General features: G+C 71.5%; 17 protein-coding genes and 1 rRNA gene. 7 read left to right on the top strand and 11 right to left on the bottom strand.

Annotated elements, in window-relative coordinates:
* From AB4Z14_RS03840 to AB4Z14_RS03805, 8 genes are all read right to left on the bottom strand, one after another.
* Positions 1–124 (bottom strand): 16S ribosomal RNA (locus tag AB4Z14_RS03840); the annotation flags it as partial.
* 597 nt (positions 125–721) lie between these two features.
* Positions 722–2011: a thymidine phosphorylase gene (locus AB4Z14_RS03835; protein ID WP_442274011.1), complete on the bottom strand. Its 1290-nt coding sequence runs from the start codon at positions 2009–2011 to the stop codon at positions 722–724.
* 56 nt (positions 2012–2067) lie between these two features.
* Entirely contained in the window at positions 2068–2421 is a 354-nt protein-coding gene (locus AB4Z14_RS03830; RefSeq protein WP_235508742.1) for a cytidine deaminase, read from the bottom strand.
* 80 nt (positions 2422–2501) lie between these two features.
* A complete protein-coding gene (locus AB4Z14_RS03825) occupies positions 2502–3770 on the bottom strand; it encodes an ABC transporter permease (protein WP_056778621.1) in 1269 nt (422 codons plus the stop codon).
* Positions 3767–4885 (bottom strand): ABC transporter permease, encoded by a 1119-nt coding sequence (locus AB4Z14_RS03820; protein ID WP_442274010.1) that lies wholly within the window; start codon positions 4883–4885, stop codon positions 3767–3769. Before AB4Z14_RS03820 ends, AB4Z14_RS03825 begins: the two co-directional genes overlap by 4 nt.
* Positions 4882–6525, bottom strand: a complete 1644-nt coding sequence (locus AB4Z14_RS03815; RefSeq protein ID WP_442274009.1) for an ABC transporter ATP-binding protein — start codon at positions 6523–6525, stop codon at positions 4882–4884. Before AB4Z14_RS03815 ends, AB4Z14_RS03820 begins: the two co-directional genes overlap by 4 nt.
* A 103-nt stretch (positions 6526–6628) precedes the next feature.
* Positions 6629–7699 (bottom strand): BMP family lipoprotein, encoded by a 1071-nt coding sequence (locus AB4Z14_RS03810; protein ID WP_056778613.1) that lies wholly within the window; start codon positions 7697–7699, stop codon positions 6629–6631.
* A gap of 112 nt (positions 7700–7811) precedes the next feature.
* Positions 7812–9071: an amidohydrolase gene (locus AB4Z14_RS03805; RefSeq protein ID WP_056778610.1), complete on the bottom strand. Its 1260-nt coding sequence runs from the start codon at positions 9069–9071 to the stop codon at positions 7812–7814.
* A gap of 82 nt (positions 9072–9153) precedes the next feature.
* On the opposite strand from AB4Z14_RS03805, the gene AB4Z14_RS03800 reads away from it, so the two are divergent.
* The 4 genes from AB4Z14_RS03800 (at position 9154) to AB4Z14_RS03785 (ending at position 12789) form a co-directional block, all read left to right on the top strand.
* On the top strand, positions 9154–9870 hold the full coding sequence (locus AB4Z14_RS03800; protein ID WP_442274008.1) for a (2Fe-2S)-binding protein: 717 nt from the start codon (positions 9154–9156) through the stop codon (positions 9868–9870).
* A gap of 10 nt (positions 9871–9880) precedes the next feature.
* Positions 9881–10831, top strand: coding sequence for a pseudouridine-5'-phosphate glycosidase (locus tag AB4Z14_RS03795; RefSeq protein ID WP_442274007.1), 951 nt, complete (start codon positions 9881–9883; stop codon positions 10829–10831).
* Entirely contained in the window at positions 10828–11709 is an 882-nt protein-coding gene (locus tag AB4Z14_RS03790; protein ID WP_442274006.1) for a carbohydrate kinase family protein, read from the top strand. Before AB4Z14_RS03795 ends, AB4Z14_RS03790 begins: the two co-directional genes overlap by 4 nt.
* Before the next feature lie 159 nt (positions 11710–11868).
* Positions 11869–12789 (top strand): endonuclease domain-containing protein, encoded by a 921-nt coding sequence (locus AB4Z14_RS03785; protein WP_442274005.1) that lies wholly within the window; start codon positions 11869–11871, stop codon positions 12787–12789.
* Positions 12790–12901: 112 nt separating this feature from the next.
* Here the strand turns inward: AB4Z14_RS03785 and AB4Z14_RS03780 are convergent, their stop codons facing one another.
* Positions 12902–14494 (bottom strand): acyl-CoA mutase large subunit family protein, encoded by a 1593-nt coding sequence (locus tag AB4Z14_RS03780; RefSeq protein ID WP_442274004.1) that lies wholly within the window; start codon positions 14492–14494, stop codon positions 12902–12904.
* Between the two features lie 194 nt (positions 14495–14688).
* Positions 14689–15207, bottom strand: coding sequence for a GbsR/MarR family transcriptional regulator (locus AB4Z14_RS03775; protein ID WP_442274003.1), 519 nt, complete (start codon positions 15205–15207; stop codon positions 14689–14691).
* An 83-nt stretch (positions 15208–15290) separates the two neighbouring features.
* Between AB4Z14_RS03775 and AB4Z14_RS03770 the strand changes: the two genes are divergently transcribed.
* From AB4Z14_RS03770 to AB4Z14_RS03760, 3 genes are all read left to right on the top strand, one after another.
* Positions 15291–16196: an ATP-binding cassette domain-containing protein gene (locus tag AB4Z14_RS03770; RefSeq protein ID WP_442274002.1), complete on the top strand. Its 906-nt coding sequence runs from the start codon at positions 15291–15293 to the stop codon at positions 16194–16196.
* Positions 16193–17821, top strand: a complete 1629-nt coding sequence (locus AB4Z14_RS03765) for an ABC transporter permease (protein ID WP_442274001.1) — start codon at positions 16193–16195, stop codon at positions 17819–17821. The genes AB4Z14_RS03770 and AB4Z14_RS03765 overlap by 4 nt, the downstream gene beginning before the upstream one ends.
* Positions 17822–17932: 111 nt before the next feature.
* The gene (locus AB4Z14_RS03760) at positions 17933–19021 is read left to right on the top strand and encodes a mannose-1-phosphate guanylyltransferase (protein ID WP_442274000.1); all 1089 of its coding nucleotides are present in this window, start codon (positions 17933–17935) and stop codon (positions 19019–19021) included.
* A 139-nt stretch (positions 19022–19160) separates the two neighbouring features.
* On the opposite strand, the gene AB4Z14_RS03755 is transcribed toward AB4Z14_RS03760, so the two are convergent.
* The gene (locus AB4Z14_RS03755; protein ID WP_442273999.1) at positions 19161–20129 is read right to left on the bottom strand and encodes an SDR family NAD(P)-dependent oxidoreductase; all 969 of its coding nucleotides are present in this window, start codon (positions 20127–20129) and stop codon (positions 19161–19163) included.
* Positions 20130–20238 lie beyond the last annotated feature (109 nt).

Below are 20238 nucleotides of genomic sequence, written 5' to 3'. Positions count from 1 at the left end.
CACGTGTTACTCACCCGTTCGCCACTGATCAAACAAGAGCAAGCTCTCGTCATCACCGTTCGACTTGCATGTGTTAAGCACGCCGCCAGCGTTCGTCCTGAGCCAGGATCAAACTCTCCGTTGATGTTCAAACACCCACCCCCCAACCCGAAAGGCCAGAACAGTGAGCAAACTTTGAACCCATGAAGGGCTCGAAAACCTGACTGAAGTCGAACCACCAGCTCAAAAGCTAGAAGTTCAATTCAACCAAAGGATAATTCGCCCAAAACCAAGACCGTCACCCCGCCACTAGAGGACGAAGATCAACCGGCCAGGCCCCGGGACGAGGTAATTGGCATCGATTTTTGACACGCTGTTGAGTTCTCAAGAATCGGACACACACCATCAACCACCTCAACGAGGAGGCCTCCGGGGCAACCCTTCAAACTTACCCGCCGCACCCCACCGAGTCAAACCACGGTGATGCGGGCGGAACCTGCTCTCCGGCGCGGACCCGACTCGGTCGGACACTCCGGACACTCGTCAGACCCCGGGACCGGCCAGCTTCGCTCGGTGATCTCTCACCGACGCGGTGGCGTCCGTTCCTCCCAGTCGGGCTGACGAAGAGAACAGTAGCCCGGTCCCCCGGGATTCCCCAAATCGCTCCCGACACAGCGCCACAGACCCGTGGTGGCCGGTCTGTCGGAGCATCGGCGGGCCACCACGGACGGGCACGCGAGAGTCAGGAGACCCGGTCGATGACGATCGGGGGCAGGTCCGGCCGCGACCCCTCGGGGGCGATCGTGAAGCCGCCCTCGAGCGCCTCGAGCGCCCGGGCGAACCGCTCCGGCTCGTCGGTGTGCAGCGTCATGAGCGGCTCTCCCCCACGGACGGTCGCGCCGGGCTTGTGGTGCAGCTCGACACCCGCCCCGGCCTGGACCGGGTCCTCCTTGCGGGCCCGCCCGGCGCCGAGGCGCCACGCGGCGACCCCGACCGCGAGGGCGTCCAGCTGGACGAGCACCCCGTCGGCCGGCGCGAGCACGTGGTGGGTCTCCTTGGCCGTCGGCAGCTCCGCGTCGGGGTCTCCCCCCTGGGCGCGGATCATCCGACGCCAGACGTCCATCGCCCGGCCGTCCGCGAGCACGTCCGCCGGGTCGATGTCGGAGCGGCCCGCACCCGCGACCATCTCCCGCGCGAGGGCGAGCGTGAGCTCGACGACGTCACCCGGGCCCCCGCCGGCGAGCACCTCGACGGACTCCCGCACCTCGAGCGCGTTGCCCGCCGTGAGTCCGAGCGGAGTCTCCATGTTCGTCAGCAGGGCGACCGTGTGCACGCCGGCGTCGGTGCCGAGGCGGACCATGGTCTCCGCGAGCTCGCGGGCCTGCCCGAGCTCCTTCATGAACGCGCCCGACCCGACCTTGACGTCGAGGACGAGCGACCCGGTGCCCTCGGCGATCTTCTTGCTCATGATGGAGGTCGCGATGAGGGGCACGCAGGAGACGGTCCCCGTGACGTCGCGCAACGCATACAGCTTCTTGTCGGCCGGGGCGAGGCCCGTGCCGGCGGCGCAGATCACGGCGCCGACGTCCTCGAGCTGGGCCATCATCTGCTCGTTGGTCACGTCGGCCCTCCACCCGGGGATCGACTCGAGCTTGTCGAGCGTGCCGCCCGTGTGCCCGAGGCCGCGGCCCGAGAGCTGCGGGACCGCGACGCCGCAGGCGGCGACGATCGGCGCGAGGGGAAGGGTGATCTTGTCGCCCACCCCCCCGGTCGAGTGCTTGTCGCTCGTGGGGCGGGACAGTCCCGAGAAGTCGAGCCGCTCACCCGAGCGGATCATCGCGTCGGTCCAGCGGGCGATCTCGCGCGGGTTCATCCCGTTGAGGTAGATCGCCATCGCGAGCGCCGACATCTGCTCCTCGGCGACGGCGCCCCTCGTGTACGCGTCGATGACCCAGTCGATCTGGGCGTCGGACAGCTCGGCCCGGTCGCGCTTGGCGGAAATGACGTCTACGGCATCGAAGGCTTCACTCACGGGACCATCATGTCCCAGCGCCGTCGGTGCCGGAGCACGACCGGGTGCGGAGGTGCTCAGCCCTCGGCGTGACGCAGGTCCTCGGCCCCGAACGCCTGCGGCAGGACCGCCGACATCGGGAGCACGCCCTCGGGGGTCATGAGCAGGCACCGGGGCCCGCCGTTCTCCCAGAGGAGCTGCCTGCAGCGACCGCACGGCATGAGGGCCTGGCCGTCGCCCCCCACGCAGAAGACCGCGGTGAGGCGTCCGCCACCCGTGGCGTGCAGCTCGGACACCATGCCGCACTCGGCACAGAGAGCCACGCCGTAGGCGGCGTTCTCGACGTTGCAGCCGGCGACGACCCGCCCGTCGTCGACGAGGCCGGCGACACCGACGCGGAACCGGGAGTAGGGCGCGTACGCCCGCTCCATGAGCTCGACCGCGCGCAGGCGCAGCGACTCCCAGTCGACCGCGTCGGTGGTCCCGGGCTGCGGACTCGTCGCGTCGGCCACTAGTGCCCCTCGCCCTTGCGGTAGATCTGCCCGTCGGCCGCCGGCATGCGCAGGCGTTGCGAGGCGAACGCCAGCACGAGCAGGGTCGTGACGTAGGGCAGCGTGCTCGACAGCTCCGGCGGCACGATGTCGGTCAGGGCGTACCAGGCACCGACGATCACACCGACGACGAGGGCGATGACGCCCTGCACCACGCGGCCCTTGCGGACGATCTGCCAGATCCCGATGCCGACGAGCAGCACCGCGAGCAGCAGGAGGAAGGCGTGCACCGTCGTACCGCCACCGCGCAGCTGGGCCGCGTCGGTGTAGCCGAAGAGCACCGAACCGGCCATCAGACCGCCGGGACGCCAGTTGCCGAAGATCATGGCTGCGAGGCCGATGTAGCCACGACCACCCGTCTGCCCGTCCCGGAAGACGTTGGCCGCGACGAGGGCGAGGAAGCCACCGCCGAGACCCGCCAGGCCACCCGAGACGAGGACGGCCAGGAACTTGTAGCGCAGGACGTTGACACCGAGCGACTCGGCCGCGACCGGGGACTCGCCGACGGAGCGCAGACGCAGGCCGAAGGTCGAGCGCCAGAGGATGTAGGCCGTCGCGATGAAGAGCAGGACGGCGAGGATCGTCACGACCGACACGTTGGTGCAGAAGGCACGGAGCACGCCGGCGAGGTCGGAGATGAAGAAGATGTGCTTCTGCTCCAGCTCACCGAGGGCGTCGGACAGACCCGGGATGCTGATCGTCGGCAGCTCCTCGAGCGGCGGCGACTGCGTCGGGCCGCCACCCGGGAGGGTGCTGAAGAAGCGCACCGAGAGGTACTTCGCGAAGCCGAGCGCCACGATGTTGAGCGCCACACCCGAGACGATGTGGTCGACGCCGAAGGTCACCGTCGCGATGGCGTGGATGAGTCCACCGACCGCGCCGCCGATGACCGCTCCGACGAGACCCCACCACGGGCCGAGGTGGTAGCCGAGGAAACCGGCACCCCAGGTGCCGAGGATCATCATGCCCTCGAGGCCGATGTTGACGACACCGGCGCGCTCGGACCAGAGACCGCCGAGACCGGCGAGGGCGATGGGCACGGCGAGTCCGAACGCCGCGATGAGCAGCCCGGACGAGTCGACGTCGTTGGCGCCGGTGACGACACGGAGGATCGAGAGCACGAGCACGGCACCGAGGCCGACCCCGACCCACTGGAGCGGGCTCAGGCGGAGCCGGCGCGGGGTGGCGGTGACCTTCTCGACGCCGGCGTCCAGACCAGTGACACTCATGCCGTCGCTCCTTCCGGGGTAGAGGCATCGGATCTCGTCGCGGCCAGCTCCCTCGCCACCCGCTGCTGCTCGAGGCGCACGTCGGCGCGACGGATCAGCTCGTAGGCGATGACGACGGCGAACAGGATCACGCCCTGGATGATGAAGACGACCTCGGAGGCGACCCCGGCGCGGATCTGCAGCGCGTTGCTCTGCACGTCGAGGAACGACCACAGCAGGGCCGCGGCCGCGATGCCGAGCGGGTGGTTGCGACCGAGCAGCGCGATGCCGATGCCGGCGAAGCCGAGTCCGGCCTGGAACGTCGTGCCGTAGCTGTGGTCCTGGCCGAAGAGCAGCGGCATGCCGATGAGGCCCGCCAGAGCACCGGAGGCGATCATCGTCGTGACGACCATGCGCGGCACCTTGACGCCGCTGGCGACCGCGGCGCTCTCGGAGCGGCCCGTCGCGCGCAGGTCGAAGCCGAACCGGGTCTTGTTGATGACGAACCAGTAGAGGGCGCCGACGAGGACGGCGAGCAGGATGAGCGTGTAGACCTTGTTGGTCGCGCCCGGGATGAGGCCGAGACCGTCGAGCTGCGAGGACTCGGGGATCGGCTTCGTCGAGATGCTGTTGCTGCCCTGCTGCTTGACCGCGACCTTGAGCAGCAGCCACTGCACGACGCCGGTCGCGATCGCGTTGAGCATGATCGTGCTGATCACCTCGGAGATGCCGCGGCGGACCTTGAGGTAGGCGGCGATGCTCGCCCAGAGGCCTCCGGCGACCATCGCCACGACGATCGTCAGGAGGACGTTGAGCGGGCCGGGGAACCAGGCCTGGCCGGCGAAGGCCGCTCCGGCGAAGACCGCGACGCGGTACTGACCGTCGACGCCGATGTTGAAGAGGTTCATCCGGAAGCCGACCGCGACCGCGACGGCCGAGAGGTAGTAGACCGTGGCACCGTTGACGATCTGGACGAGCTGGCGCGGCTTGGGCCAGCTGAGGATCGTCTGCCAGACCTCGACCACCGGGTCGCCGAGGAGCAGCAGGATGGCCGAGGTCACGAGGAACGCGACGACGAGCGCGAGTACGGGCGCCGCGACGGCGAGGAGGAGCTTGCGGGGGCTGAACGTGCTCATCGGGTCTCCTCCGGGCTGGCAGCAGCTCCGGTCATGGCCGCACCGAGGTCCTCGGCGGTGACGGTGTCGGGGTCGAACGTGCCGGTGAGCCGCCCGCGCAGGATCACCTCGATGGTGTCGGAGAGTCCGATCAGCTCCTCGAGGTCGGCCGAGATGAGCAGGACGGCGAGGCCGTCGCGCCGCGCCTGGCGGATGATGTCCCAGATGCTCGACTGGGCGCCGACGTCGACACCGCGCGTCGGGTGTGCGGCGACGAGCACCTTGGGCTGGTGGCTCATCTCGCGGCCGACGATGAGCTTCTGCTGGTTGCCGCCGGAGAGCGACCCCGCCTTGACGTTGATCGAGGGTGTGCGGACGTCGTACTCCTTGACGATCCGCTCGGTGTCGGCCTTGGCCCCCGCGGCGTTGATGATGAAGCCGCGGACGTTCGGCTCCTCGGTCTGGTGGCCGAGGATGCGGTTCTCCCAGAGCGGGGCCTCGAGGAGCAGGGCGTGCCGCTGGCGGTCCTCGGGGATGTAGGCGACGCCGGCCTCCCGGATCTCCCGCGTGCGCCAGTCGGAGATGTCGGTGTCGCCGAGGAAGACGAGCCCGGACGTTGGCTCGCGCATCCCCATGATGACCTCGACGAGCTCGGCCTGGCCGTTGCCCTCGACGCCGGCGATGCCGAGGACCTCACCCGCGTGGATGGTCAGCGAGATGCCGTCGAGCACGTTGCGGCCGGCACCGGCGCCCGCGAGGACGATGTCCTCGATGCGCAGCACGACGCGGTCGGTGACCGTGGACTCCTCCGTCTGCGGGGTGGGGAGCTCGGCGCCGACCATGAGCTCGGCGAGCTGGCGCGCGTTGACCGACGACGGGTCGACGGTGTCGACGGTCGTGCCGCGTCGGATCACCGTGATGGAGTCGGCGACCGAGAGCACCTCGTCGAGCTTGTGCGAGATGAACAGGACGGTCAGGCCCTCGGACTTGAGCTCGCGGAGGTTGTCGAAGAGCTCGTCGACCTCCTGCGGCACGAGGACCGCGGTGGGCTCGTCGAGGATGATGATCTTGGCACCGCGGTAGAGGACCTTGAGGATCTCGATGCGCTGGCGCGCACCGACCCCCAGGTCGTCCACGAGGGCGTCGGGGTCGACGTCGAGGCCGTACTCGTCCGAGATGCGCGTGATCTCGCGTCGGGCTGCGTCGCCGATGCCGTGCAGCTTCTCGGCGCCGAGGACGACGTTCTCGAGGACCGTGAAGTTGTCTGCCAGCTGGAAGTGCTGGAAGACCATGCCGATGCCGGCGGCGATGGCGTCGGCCGGCGAGTGCAGGTCGACGACTCGACCGTCGATGCTGATGGACCCCTCGTCCGGGCGCTGGACGCCGTAGAGGATCTTCATCAGCGTCGACTTGCCGGCGCCGTTCTCACCGACGATCGCGTGGACCGTGCCACGCGCGACCGAGAAACCGATGTCCTTGTTGGCGACGACTCCGGGGAACCGCTTGGTGATCCCCTCGAGTTGAACGGCGGGGTGGGCGTCCGACGTCCCGTCGGGTCGCGCAGGTGCTGCGGTGATGGCGACAACTCCTCGTCCGGGCCCGGAGAGGAGTCCGGGCGGGTGGTTCGTGGGGCCGGGTCGGAGGACGTCCCGACCGACCACCGGAGCCGGGGACGGACACGGCCCGCGACGACGCTACCGCGCCGCCCGGGCCGTGTCGCCCCGCTCGGGGATCATTCAGAGTGGATCTCGAGGCTCTCGAGGATCAGGGTGCGGTCGGGACCTTGATCTCGCCCGCGATGATCTTCTGCTTGTAGTCGTCGAGCTTCGACTTGATGTCGTCGACCTTGCCACCGGTCGTGGCGTAGTCGACGCCACCGGCCTTGAGGTCGTAGACCTTGTTGCCCGTGATGTCGGTGCCCGCGGCACCCGACTTGAGGAAGTCGTAGACCGCCACGTCGACCTTCTTGATCATCGAGGTGAGGATGACGTCGCGGACGTCCGGCGTGGCCGTCAGGGCCTGGTCGGAGTCGACACCGATGGCGAGCTTGCCAGCAGCCTTGGCGGCCGTGAAGACACCGCTGCCCGAGCCGCCCGCGGCGTGGTAGACCACGTCGGCGCCGCCCTGGTAGAGGCCCTCAGCGGCCGTCTTGCCCTTGGCGGGGTCGTTGAAGCCGGAGAAGTCCGGCGGCTGCGAGAGGTACTGGCTCTTGACGACGATCGACGGGTTGGCCGCCTTGGCGCCGGCGATGTAGCCCGCCTCGAACTTCTTGATGAGGTCGGTGGCGACGCCCCCGACGAAGCCGACCGTGTTGGTCTTGGACTTCAGCGCGGCGGCCGCACCGACGAGGAAGGAGCCCTGCTCCTCGGCGAAGGTCAGCTGGGCGACGTTGGCGCCGGCCGAGTCGGGGGACGCGTCGTCGATGATCGCGAACTTGACGTCGGGGTTGGCCTTGGCGACCGTGCCGATGGCCTTGGCGTAGGCGAAGCCGACACCGATGACGTGGGTCGCGCCCGCGTCGATGAACTGCTGCAGACGCTCCTCGGTGGCAGCCTCGCTCTCACCGTTGACCTGCGTGGCCTCCTTGAACTCGACACCGAGGTCGGCCTTCGCCTTGTCGAGGCCCACGGCCGCCGACGCGTTGAAGGACTGGTCACCACGACCGCCGACGCCGTAGGCGATACCGACGACGATCTTCTTGCCGGCGGCCTGCGTGCCGGTGCTGCCGGCCGAGGTGTTGCTGCCCGCGGGCGTGTTGTCGCTGCTGCTGCCGCAGGCCGCGAGGCCCAGCGCGGCGGCGGCGACAACGGCCGCGACCTTGGTTGCGTGACGCAAGAGGTGCTCCTTAGATTCCGCGGGGCCGACGACGACATCGGCCCAGATAGCACGGAACTGTAGACCCCGGCACGACAAGATCTGTTCGGCTCGGGGGAAGTCGCAGGAAGTGTTACCGATCCGCGACCGCGCTCAGAGGAGAGACGCCCCCGAGGGCCGGTGTGCCGGCCAGTCGGGCGGCCGCCGCGAAGACGACACCGGCCAGCGTCCGGGCCCCGACGACGATCGCGCCCTCGTCGACGACGAGGTCCCCCCGGTGCAGGTCGTAGGTCGGGCCGCCGGGAGAGCGGGTCCCGAGCCGGGCCATGGCGCCGGGCACGTGGGTGAGGTACCACGCGAAGTCCTCGCCGCCGAGCGACTGCGGCGTCGGCGCGACGAACGACCCGGTGCCGGTCACGGCGGCCGTGAGGGCGTCGATGCAGCCGGCGTCGTTGACGACCGGTGGCACGCCCTTGGTGATGAGCACGTCAGCCTGGACGGCATACGGCTTGACGACCTCGTGGACGACGGCCTCGAGGAGGCGCTCGACGCCCTCCCAGATGCCGGCGTCGAGCATGCGCAGCGTGCCGCCGACCTTGCCCGACGACGGGATGACGTTGTGCGCGCCGCCGGAGTGGATCGAGCCCCACACGAGAGCCGCGCCCGCGCGCGGGTCGAGTCGGCGTGACAGGACGGCCGGCACGTCGGTGACGACCTTGGCGAGGGCGTACGTGAGGTCCTGGGTGAGGTGCGGACGCGACGTGTGGCCGCCCCGACCGGAGAGCGTGACCTCGATCTGGTCGGCGGCCGCGGTGATGGCGCCGACGCGCAGGCCCACCTGGCCCGCGTCGAGGTTGGGGTCGCAGTGGAGCGCGAAGATCCGGTCGACCCCGACGAGGCCGTCCTGGGCCACGACGTCCTCGGCGCCGCCCGGCATGAGCTCCTCGGCGGGCTGGAAGATCAGCCGCGCGCCGACGCCGGCCGAGGCGAGCCGCTCCTCGACCTCCTTGAGGGCGAGCGCCGCGCCGATGAGCGCGGTCGTGTGCACGTCGTGGCCACACGAGTGGCTGACGCCGTCGGTCCGGGACGCGAACTCGAGGCCGGTCTGCTCACGGATCGGCAGGGCGTCGATGTCGGCGCGCAGCGCGATCCGGTGCGAGGGGTTCGTGGCGCCGAGGTCGGCGACGAGGCCCGTGCCGCGCAGCCGCCGGACGCCGATGCCGGCGCGCTCGAGACGCTCGGCGACGAGTGCCGTCGTCCGCACCTCGCCACGTCCGAGCTCCGGGTGCGTGTGCAGGTCGCGACGGATCGCGACCAGCTCCGCGGCATGCTGCTCGACGGTTCGGGCGATGGCCTCGAAGGGCAGCGAAGCGGAGCGGTCGGTCACGAGCACGGGAGTCTAGCGAGAGGATGGGGTCAACCCTCGCAGGCCGGGGTCACCGGGACCGGTCGGAGCACGGAGGGAGAGGTCACGCGTGGAGTCGGAGGCACCTACGGGGACGTCCCTCGGGACGGACGCCGTCCGGCACGTCGTCGGGCTCGTCGACCGGGCGATGCCCTTCACCACCGTGACGACCCGGGTCTCCCCCGCGACCGTCTGGACCGCGGACGTGGTGGCGCACGTGCGGGCGGGTGCGGACCCGCTCGCGCCGTGGCGCTCGGCGCTCCACGCGCAGATGGAGCAGCGCAACGCGGCGACGGTGCGGCCGCACGTGCCCGCCGCCTTCGTGCTCCAGTGGTGGTGCGAGGTGGCCGCCTCCCCGATGGCGTATGCCGCCGTGCTCGGTCCCTGGCTCCTCGTGCCGTCGGGCGCCGGGCTCGGTTTCGAGCTCGCGCCGGGCCTCGACCCGTTCCGCATCGTCATCACCCCCGAGCGGACCTCGCTGGCCGTCGACGACGACCCGGCGCGGCGTCTGGAACGGGCCCGGACCGCATACCTCGCGCTCGTCTCGGAGGTCGTGACGGCATACGCCCCCGACGTGCGGATGGGCTCGCGGCAGCGGTGGGGTGTCGTGGGCGACACGTGGGACACGGCGGTGCGGCTCGCGCGCGGCGCTGCCGGCGAGAGCGTCGGCCCCGAGCCGACCCGGGTCTCGTGCTGCTTCATCTACGCGATCCCCGGGATGCGCGAGTGCGCCGCGTGCCCCCGCAGCGGGCGGGCCACGCGGGTCCCCGGTAGCGCGCCGAACTAGGCTCGGCGCCATGCCGCAGCGCCTTCCGGAGTCCGACCTGCTCGTCGTCCACGAGGAGGTGCGCGAGGCGCTCGATGCCGGGGTCGGTGTCGTCGCCCTCGAGAGCACCATCCTCGCCCACGGCCTCCCCCACCCCGACAACATCGAGATCGGTGGGCAGATCGAGGGCTCCGTGCGCGCGGGCGGGTCGGTGCCCGCGACGATCGCCGTGCTCGACGGCGTCGTGCACATCGGCCTCGGGGCTGCCGAGGTCGAGCGCGTGTGCACCGACCCGGACATCGCCAAGCTGTCGGTCCGTGACGTGGGCGTCGCTGCGGCACTGCGATTTTCGGGAGCGACAACGGTCGCTTCGACGTCCGCGCTCGCGCACCTCGCGGGCATCCGGGTGTTCGCGACCGGTGGGCTCGGCGGCGTGCACCGCGGGGCGTCCGAGACCTTCGACGTCTCCGCCGACCTCGGGGTCATCGCGACCACGCCGGTGCTCGTCGTGTGCGCCGGGGTCAAGTCGATCCTCGACGTGGCCGGCACGCTCGAGACGCTCGAGACGCTGTCGGTGCCGGTGCTCGGCTACCGGACCGACGCGTTCCCCGGCTTCTACCGCTCGGACTCCGGGCAGCCGGTGCCGTGGCGGGTCGAGTCCGCGGCCGAGGCCGCACGGGTCGTCGTCGCCCGGGGTCGCCTCGGGACCGACGCCGCCGGTGTGGTCCTCGCGAACCCGCTGCCCGCCGACCGTCAGGTCGAGCGCGGACTGCACGACCGGCTCGTCGAGGAGGGGCTCGCGCTCCTCGAGCGCGAGGGCGTGCACGGCAAGGACGTCACGCCGCGGCTGCTCGAGTACTTCCACGACCACTCCGGCGGCGAGTCGCTCCGCGCCAACGTCGAGCTCGTCCTGTCGAACGCGCGCCTCGCGGGAGAGGTGGCGGCCGAGGTCGCGTCCCAGCTCGCGACCCGGTCGGCATGACGACGCGGCCGGTCGTCGTCGTCGGTGACGTCGGGCTCGACGTCATCACCCGCCCCTCGGGCGACATCCGGTGGCACTCCGACACCCCGTCGGCCGTCGCCCTCGTGCCGGGCGGGGCCGGTGCCAACTCCGCCTCGTGGCTCGCCGGCCTCGGGGCCGACGTGACCCTCGTGGCCCGCATCGGCGACGACGCGGCGGGGACGACCTGCCGTCGCGAGCTCGAGTCCGCCGGCGTCACCTGCGTGTTCGCGGTCGACGGCACGCTGCCGACGTGCATGGTCGTCATCCTGCTCGACGCCCACGGTGACCGGACGATGTTTCCCGACCGTGGCGCCAACAAGGCCTTCGCGGTCCCGGACGTCGACCTCGCCTCCCTGGGGCTCGCGGCCGACCCGCGGCCGCACCTGCACCTGTCGGGCTACGTGCTCTTCGACGCCGGATCGCGTGCGGCCGGTCTCGAGTCGCTGCGCCAGGCGCGGTCGCTCGGGTGGACGACCTCGGTCGACCCGCAGTCGCCGGCCCTCATCGAGCGGGAGGGCGTCGACACCTTCCTCGGTTGGGTCACCGGCGTGGACCTGCTGCTGCCCAACGAGAACGAGGTCGCCGCGCTCGGAGGACTGGCCGCGATCCTGGGGCACACGAGCGAGGTCGTCGCGACGTACGGCGCGGCCGGGGCCCGGTGGGTCGGTGCCGGCGGCGTGGACGAGTCGGCGGAGGCGCCGGTCGTCGAGAACGTCGACGCCACCGGGTGCGGTGACGCCTTCAACGCCGGTCTCCTGTCGGCCTGGCTCGGCGGCCAGGACCGGACCAGCGCTTTGCGTGCCGGGGTCGCGGCCGGCAGCGCCGCGGCAGCCCGCGTGGGCGCCCGGCCCGGCTGAACGGCACATGCCCCAGGTCGTGCCGCGCCACAACGGGCCGACCGGCCGGATCGAACCGGGCTGAGGCCGCGGACGACCTGTTTCCGGGGTTCGTTCCGGCCGACCGGCCCCTGTGGAGGACGTCGGCGAGTGCCGGCCTCCCCGGGGCACCATCGGATGATGCGCGCAGTCACCGCCCTGGTCCGGCTCGGAGGCACCGCCACACGACGACAGCTGCGCCTCGCCGTGCACTGGCGGCACATCGACGCAGCGCTCGGGGCGGGTCTCGTCGTGCGGACGTCTCACGGCCACTACTGCCTCGCCGGAACGGACGCCGCCCGCGCGGCAGCGCACCGGCTCAGCGCTGCGGCGTCGCACACGACCGCCGCACAGCACTGGGGCTGGAAGGTACGGCTGCCGTCGACCGAGCCACACGTGACGGTCCGGTCCAAGCGCAGCCTGCCGACCGGCGCCTCGGACGGGGTCATCGTGCACTGGCGCGACCTCGATCCCGACGACGTCACCGACGGATGGGTGACCACGCCCGTGCGAACCGTCATCGACTGCTGCCTCGACCTGCCGTTCGACGAGGCGCTCGCCGTGGCCGACTCGGCTCTGCGTTCCGGCCTCGGACGAGGGGCCGTCGTGGAGCGCGCGGCGTGGCTGGGTCCGCGACAGCGCAGTCGGGTGGCTCGGGTCATGGGGGCAGCGGACCGTCGTGCGGCCAACCCCTTCGAGAGCGTGCTGCGCGCCATCGCCCAGGAGGTGGCCGGCCTCGTCGCCGAGCCGCAGACCCGGATCCGCTACGACGACTTCTATGCGCGGGTCGACCTCGCGGACGAGGCGCTGCGGATCGTCCTCGAGGCTGACAGTCACGAGTTCCACACCGAGCGTCGTGCCTTCGACCGGGACTGCCGCCGCTACAACGGGCTCATCACCCGCGATTGGCTCGTGCTCCGGTTCACGTGGGAGCAGGTGATGTTCGAGCCCGAGGTCGTGCGGCGAGCCATCGAGGACGTCGTCGTGCTGCGTCGTTCTCAGGGGATTCGTCGCCTCCGCACGGGCCGGGTGACCGGAACGAGGTCCGAAAAGGCGTCGTAGGGCGGCGTTCTGGAGCTCGATCCGGCCGGCCGAACCGCAGGCTGGGACGGGGGCGGTGGGACGGGCCTCGCGGACGATCCAGACGGCATACGGCTGGCGTATGCCGGGTGGCTCAGAAGGTCTTGCGGGGCTGGTAGGTGCCCCAGACCGCGCGGAGGGCGTGGGCGACCTCGCCGCCCGTGGCGCGCGCCGCGAGCGCCTCCTTCATCGGGTAGAGGACGTTGTCGGTGCCGCGGGCTGCGTCCTGGAGCTGCGCGAGCGCCGCTGCCACCGCGTCGTTGTCGCGATCGGCGCGCAGGGCCTCGAGCCGGGCGCGCTGGTCGGCCTCGATCGTCGGGTCGACGCGGAGCGGCTCGTAGTGGTCCTCCTGGTCGAGGACGAAGCGGTTCACGCCGACCACGGTGCGCTCAGCGTTGTCGATCTCGAGCTGGACGCGGTACGCCGATCGCTCGATCTCGCCCTTCTGGAAGCCCTGCTCGATGGCCGCGACCGCACCGCCCTTGTCCTCGACGGCCTGGATGAGCGCGAGCGCCGCCTCCTCGATCTCGTCGGTCATCGACTCGACGACGTACGAACCGGCAAACGGGTCAACGGTTTTCGTCACGTCGGTCTCGTAGGCGATGACCTGCTGGGTGCGCAGCGCGAGCCGCGCGGCCTTCTCGGTCGGCAGGGCGATGGCCTCGTCGAAGGAGTTGGTGTGCAGCGACTGCGTGCCGCCGAGCACCGCGCCGAGACCCTGGAGCGCGACACGAACGAGGTTGACCTCGGGCTGCTGAGCGGTCAGCTGCACGCCGGCGGTCTGGGTGTGGAAGCGCAGCATCATCGACTTCGGGTTCTGGGCACCGAACTCCTCCTTCATGATCCGAGCCCAGATGCGGCGGGCCGCGCGGAACTTCGCGACCTCCTCGATGAGGGTCGTGCGCGCGACGAAGAAGAAGGAGAGGCGCGGCGCGAAGTCGTCGACGTGGAGGCCCGCGGCCTGCGCGGCGCGGACGTACTCGACGGCGTTGGCGATGGTGAAGGCGATCTCCTGCACGGGGGTCGCGCCGGCCTCGGCCATGTGGTAGCCGGAGATGGAGATGGTGTTCCAGCGCGGCATCTCCTTGTGGCAGTAGGCGAAGATGTCGGCGATGAGGCGCAGGGACTCGCGCGGCGGGTAGATGTAGGTGCCGCGCGCGATGTACTCCTTGAGCACGTCGTTCTGGATCGTGCCGGTCAGCTGGTCACCGGCGACGCCCTGCTCCTCGGCGACGAGCTGGTAGAGCAGGAGCAAGGTCGAGCCGGGCGCGTTGATCGTCATCGACGTCGAGATCTTGTCGAGCGGCAGGCCGTCGAAGAGCGTGCGCATGTCGTCGAGGCTGTCGATGGCGACGCCGACCTTGCCGACCTCGCCGTGCGCGATGGACTCGTCGGAGTCGTAGCCCATCTGCGTCGGCAGGTCGAAGGCGACGGACAGGCCGCCGGTGCCCGCCTTGACGAGCTGGTGGTAGCGCTGGTTGCTCTCCTTCGCGGTGCCGAAGCCGGCGTACTGGCGCATCGTCCACGGACGTCCGGTGTACATCGACGGGTAGACACCGCGCGTGAAGGGGTAGCTGCCGGGCGCGCCGAGCTTGCTGTCGGCGTCGAAGCCGGCGAGGGCCGACGCGTCGTAGACGGGCTCGATGGGCAGGTCGGACTCGGAGCGCGCACCAGTGCTGTCAGCCATGCTGCCGAGCGTATCGGCGTGGCGGTCCACCGCCGCCGCCTGCCGGTCGAACGTTGCCGATCTCACGTCACCGAGGGCGTATGCCGTCACCCCGGGTCCCGACGGAACGTGGCCTCTCGACGGGGTTGGGACCCGCAGAACGTGGCCTCTCGAGGGGTTGGGACCCGCAGAACGTGGCCTCTCGACGGGTGGGGTCAGGGGGTGGCGGACGGCCAGGTGCGGGTGATCTCGGCCTTGTGGGCGGCCCACTCCCCCTCGAGCTCGCCGAGCCGGTCGCCGAGGAACTCGAGGAAGGCCACCGAGAGCTGCAGGCGCCGACCGGCCTCGGTGTCGAGGCCACCGACGGCGGGCACCCCCGCACGCAGGCTCGTCTCGATCTGGGCCAGCATCCGGTCGCGTGAGAGCATCGCGCCGTGCCAGGCGTCGGCCTGCACGACGTAGACGTCGCGGCGCGACCCGCGCTCGCGCTCCTTGCCGATGAGGTAGGTCTGGGTCAGGTAGCGCACGGCACCGGACACCGCGGCCGGGCTCACGTCGAGCGACTCCGTCAGCTCCGCGGCGGTCATCCGCCCGTCGTCGTCGGCGAGCAGCTGGGCGAAGACGCGTGCGGCCAGGCGCGGCATACCGGCGTCGGTGAGGCTGTCGCCGAGACGCTCGACGTAGGTCGAGACGGCCCGTTCGTCGCGGCTCGACCGCTGTCGCACTGACGTCACCAGTCCTCCTCCGTCGTGTGGACCGACCCTAACCCAACTCTCATGGCATTCAGTAAACCGTGAAAGTTGTGTACCGTCGATTCATGACCTCCGCCATCCAGGTCCACGACCTGCGCAAGACCTTCGGGCACACCGTCGCTCTCGACGGGCTCGACCTCGACGTGGCGACCGGTGAGATCCACGGCTTCCTCGGCCCCAACGGCGCCGGCAAGTCCACGACGATCCGCATCCTGCTCGGCCTGCTGCGCGCCGACGGCGGCAGCGCGACGCTGCTCGGCGGCGACCCGTGGCGCGAGGTCGAGACGCTGCACCGCCGCCTCGCCTACGTCCCCGGCGACGTCGCCCTCTGGCCCAACCTCACCGGGGGTGAGGTCATCGACATCCTCGCCCGGCTCCGAGGGGGCGTGGACGAGAAGCGGCGCGCGTCGATGCTCGAACGGTTCGACCTCGACCCCACCAAGAAGGGTCGCTCCTACTCGAAGGGCAACCGGCAGAAGGTGGCCCTCGTCGCGGCTCTGAGCTCCGACGTCGAGCTGCTGCTGCTCGACGAGCCCACCTCCGGTCTCGACCCGCTCATGGAGGCGGTGTTCCGCGACGTCGTCCGAGAGTTCCGGGCGGGCGGTGGCACGGTGCTCCTGTCGAGCCACATCCTGTCCGAGGTGGAGCAGGTGTGCGACCGCGTCAGCATCATCCGCGCCGGGGTCAACGTCGAGTCCGGCACCCTGACCGACCTGCGCCACCTGTCCCGCACGACCGTCCGGGCGACCCTCGCACGCCCGGTCGACCCGGCCCTGCTCGCCGGGCTCCCGGGCGTCGGCGACGTCCTCGTGTCCGGTGACCGGGTGACCTGCACCGTCGGCGGCGACGACCTCGGGCGCCTGCTCGAGGTGCTCGGGACCCACGGCATCACGGCCCTGACGAGCGCCCCGCCGACGCTCGAGGAGCTCTTCATGGACCAGTACCGCACGACGTCGACGGCGACGTCGTGACCGCCCTGGCCGTCCCCGCACGTCAGGCCCGCGCCGGCCTGACCGGGACCACCTCGTTGCTGCGGCTCGCCGCCCGACGCGACCGGGTGCTCGTGCCGGTGAGCGCGTTCGGCCTCGCCGCCTTCGTCGCCCTGTCGGCGAAGGCGACGTTCGCGCTCTTCCCCGATCTCGAGTCGGCGCAGCAGGGGATGGCCTCGACGCTCGCCAACCCGGCGCTCGTCGCGATGTACGGGCCGATCTCGAGCCTCAGCATCGACTCGATCGCGACGCTCAAGTCGGTGCTGCTCGGCGGCGTCTTCCTCGCCCTGCTCGCCTACGTCGTCGTCCGGCGCCACACGCGGACGGAGGAGGAGGCCGGGCGGCTCGAGCTGCTCGGCGCCGGCGTCGTCGGGCGCCGGGCCGCGCTGACGGCCGCCGTGCTGCTCGGCACGGGCGCCGTGCTGCTCACCGTCGTCCTCACGGTCGTCTGGTCGATCGCCGTCGGGCTCGACCCCGCTGGATCGGTCGCCCTCGGTGTCTCCTGGCTCGTCATGGGGCTGTCGTGGGTCGGCGTCACCGCGGTCGCCGCCCAGCTCACCTCGAGCACCCGTGGCACGGCTGCGTGGTCGCTCGGCGCGCTGGCCGTCGCCTTCCTCGTCCGGGCCGTGGGTGACACCGCCGGCGGCGACAGTCCGGCCCGCGTCCTGTCGTGGCTGTCGCCGCTCGGCTGGGGCGTCAAGGCGTCGCCCTACGGGGAGAATCGCTACTGGGTCGCGGTGCTCGGGCTCGCGCTCTACGCCGCACTCGTGGCCACAGCCTTCGCGCTGCTCGACCGGCGGGACCTCGGGTCCGGGGTGCTGCCGAGCCGAGCCGGGCACGACCGCAGCCCCGTCCGCACCGCCGGAGCCCTGACCCGGCGCCTGGCCCGCGGCACGCTCGTCGGCTGGGTCGTGGCGTACGCCGTCCTCGGCGTCGTCCTCGGGTCGATCGCCGGCAGCGTCGAGACGTTCGTCGACTCGCCCCAGGTCGCCGACATGCTGCGGGCCATGGGCGGCGACGCCGGCTCCATCACCGACATCTACTTCTCCACCGAGCTGCACTTCGCGGCCATCGGCGCGTCGGCCCTGGCCATCGCCCTCGTCACGAGGATGCACACCGAGGAGACGACGACGCGCCTCGAGTCCCTCCTCGCGACGCCGGTGCGGCGCACCGGATGGGCCCTCGGACACATCGTCATCGCCGTCGTCGCCTCGGCCGTCGTCATGCTCGTCAGCGTCGTCGTGGCCGGCCTCGTCCACGGAGCCGACGTGGGCGACGTCGGCGGGACCGTGGGGCGCCTCGTCGGAGCCGCCCTCTCGACCCTCCCCGCCGTGTGGGTGGTGCTGGCCGTCGCCGTCCTGCTCTACGGCGCGCTCCCCCGTTTCACCGGCCTGGCCTGGGCCGCGCTCATCGTCTTCCTCCTGCTCGGTGAGTTCGGCGACCTGCTCGACCTGCCGGGCTGGCTCGTCGACCTCTCGCCGTTCACGCACCTGCCGGCGCTGCCGGGCGGCACGTTCGGAGCGGCCCCCCTCGTCGGGCTCACCCTCGTCGCCGCCGCCCTCAGCGCGGCGGGGGTCGCGGCCCTGGGGCGTCGCGACATCGGCTGACCTCACCACCGGTGGTCGGCAGGTCGCCCCGGTCGCCACCGACCGCCGACGGGGCGTCGGCGCCTCCGGACGGGTTCGGGCATCGCCGGACGGGTCGGTACGGTGTCCCCCATGACAGGCATCCCCGGCTTCTGGGCCGTGATCCCCGCCGGCGGCTCGGGCACCCGGCTGTGGCCCATCTCGCGCCGCAGCTCGCCGAAGTTCCTGCACGACCTGACCGGGTCGGGGCAGTCGCTGCTGCGCGCCACGTGGGACCGCCTCGAGCCGCTCGTCGACGACCGGATCCTCGTCGTCACCGGGGTCGCCCACGAGGAGGCGGTGCGCCGCCAGCTGCCGATGCTCGGCTACGACGCCGTCATCGGCGAGCCGTCGCCCCGCGACTCGATGCCCGCCATCGGGCTCGCCGCCGCCGTCCTCGAGCGACGCGACCCCGAGGCGGTGCTCGGCTCGTTCGCCGCCGACCATGTCATCACCGAGCCCGACAACTTCCAACGGGCCGTCGCCGAGGCCGTCGTCCTCGCCCGGCGCGGCGAGCTCGTCACCATCGGCATCGAGCCGACCGAGCCGGCCACCGGCTTCGGCTACATCCGGCTCGGCGCACCGCTGGACGTCGTCGGTGCCCCGAGCGCGCACCGCGTCGACGACTTCGTCGAGAAGCCGGACCTCGAGACCGCGACCAAATACCTCGAGAGCGGCGAGTACCGCTGGAACGCAGGCATGTTCGTCGTCGGCGCGACCACCCTGCTCGAGCTGCTCGCCGAGAACCACGCCGAGATGGTCGACCACCTGCGCACCATCGCCGCCGACCCCCGCCGCATGCGGGACCTGTGGCCGTCGCTCCAGAAGATCGCCATCGACCACGCCGTCGCCGAGCCCGCTGCCGCCGCCGGCCGCGTCGCCGTCGTGCCCGCAGCCCTCGGCTGGGACGACGTGGGCGACTTCAACTCGCTCACCAAGCTCGTCGCCGAGTCGAGCGAGCTGCCGGGCATCACTGCCATCGGCCCGGCCGACGACATCATCAGCATCGACTCGACCGCCACGGTGTCGGCAGGGGGACGGCTCGTCGCGCTCATCGGCATCGACGACATCGTCGTCATCGACACGCAGGACGCCCTGCTCATCACGCGACCCGACCGCGCCCAGGAGGTCAAGAAGGTCGTCGAGACCCTGGTCGCCCGGGGCCGTACCGAGCTCCTCTGAGATCGACCGGCTACCGGCTCGGAGGACGACGTCCCACCGACCGACTCGCTCGTGCGCCAGGCGCTACCTGCGCCTCGAGCGGTGGACCTGCTGGCTGCGCGCCTGACCGTCGACCGCGGACGTATGCCGTCCGGCGGGCTCAGTCGTCCGCCGCGGGCACCCGGGTCGCCTCGCGGACGAGGGCCCAGAGCCGCTCGACCTGCTCCGGCGTCTCGACGCCGACAGGTGCGTAGTGCGTCGCGCGCCGTCGCCGGTCGTGCCAGAAGCCGCCGGTGCCGGTCGCGTCGGCCGTGGCCGTGAGCCACACCGCGGTGTCGGCGCCCGAGTCGGCGTCCCGCAGCAGCGGCCCGGTGAGCGCGGCGAAGCGAGGCAGTGAGTCGGTGACACCCGGGGTGTCGGCCCAGCCGGGGTGCATCGAGTGGACCCGGATGTCGTCGGACGCGAGATCCCGCGCCCACAGCTCGGTGAGGACCAGCTGCATGCGCTTCGTGCGGGCGTAGGCCGTGACACCCGAGTAGTCGCCCGACGTGTACTCCCAGTCGTCGACGTCGAGCCGCTGGCCGTAGGCGCCGCCGGACGCCACGAGCACGACCCTTCCGCCCGCGAGCGCCTCGCGGAGCCCGTAGGTGAGCACGTGGGGGCCGAGCACGTGGGTGGCGAGGGTCAGCTCGTGGCCCTCCGGCGTGACCGTGCGCCTCGGGGGCATGACCCCGGCGTTGTGGACGACGGCGTGCAGCCGCGGCACGTCCGCGACGAACCGGCGCGCGAACTCCGCAGTCGCGGCGAGGTCACTGACGTCGGCGACGTGGACCGTCACCTCCGCGAGGGGCTGCTCGTCGAGTAGCCGGGAGCGGGCGTCGTCGAGACGGGAGGCGTCGCGGCCGGTGAGGTGCACGACGGCGCCGAGGTGTGCGAGACCGCGAGCGGTCGCCAGGCCGAGGCCACCACTCGCGCCGGTCACGAGCACGTGGCGCCCGACGAGCGCCCCGGGCACCGGGTCGTGCGGCCACCAGGCGCGGCGCACGGCAGGCCCGATCTTCGTGTAGCCGAGGACCAGGGACTTGTCCATGGCCCAGTCGAGGGCCGCGGCCGCTGCGTGGAGCACCATGGCCCCACCCTAGGTGTGCGCACGAGGGCGTGCAGGATCCGCGCTTCACCCCCTTGTGGCGCGCGTCACACTAGAGTGTGCGACGGCGCCCGACCAACGACGGTGGAGG

The sequence above is a fragment of the Terrabacter sp. 2TAF16 genome, assembly GCF_052115065.1.
Lineage (GTDB): Bacteria > Actinomycetota > Actinomycetes > Actinomycetales > Dermatophilaceae > Terrabacter.
This window is presented reverse-complemented; position numbering and strand designations above follow the sequence as displayed.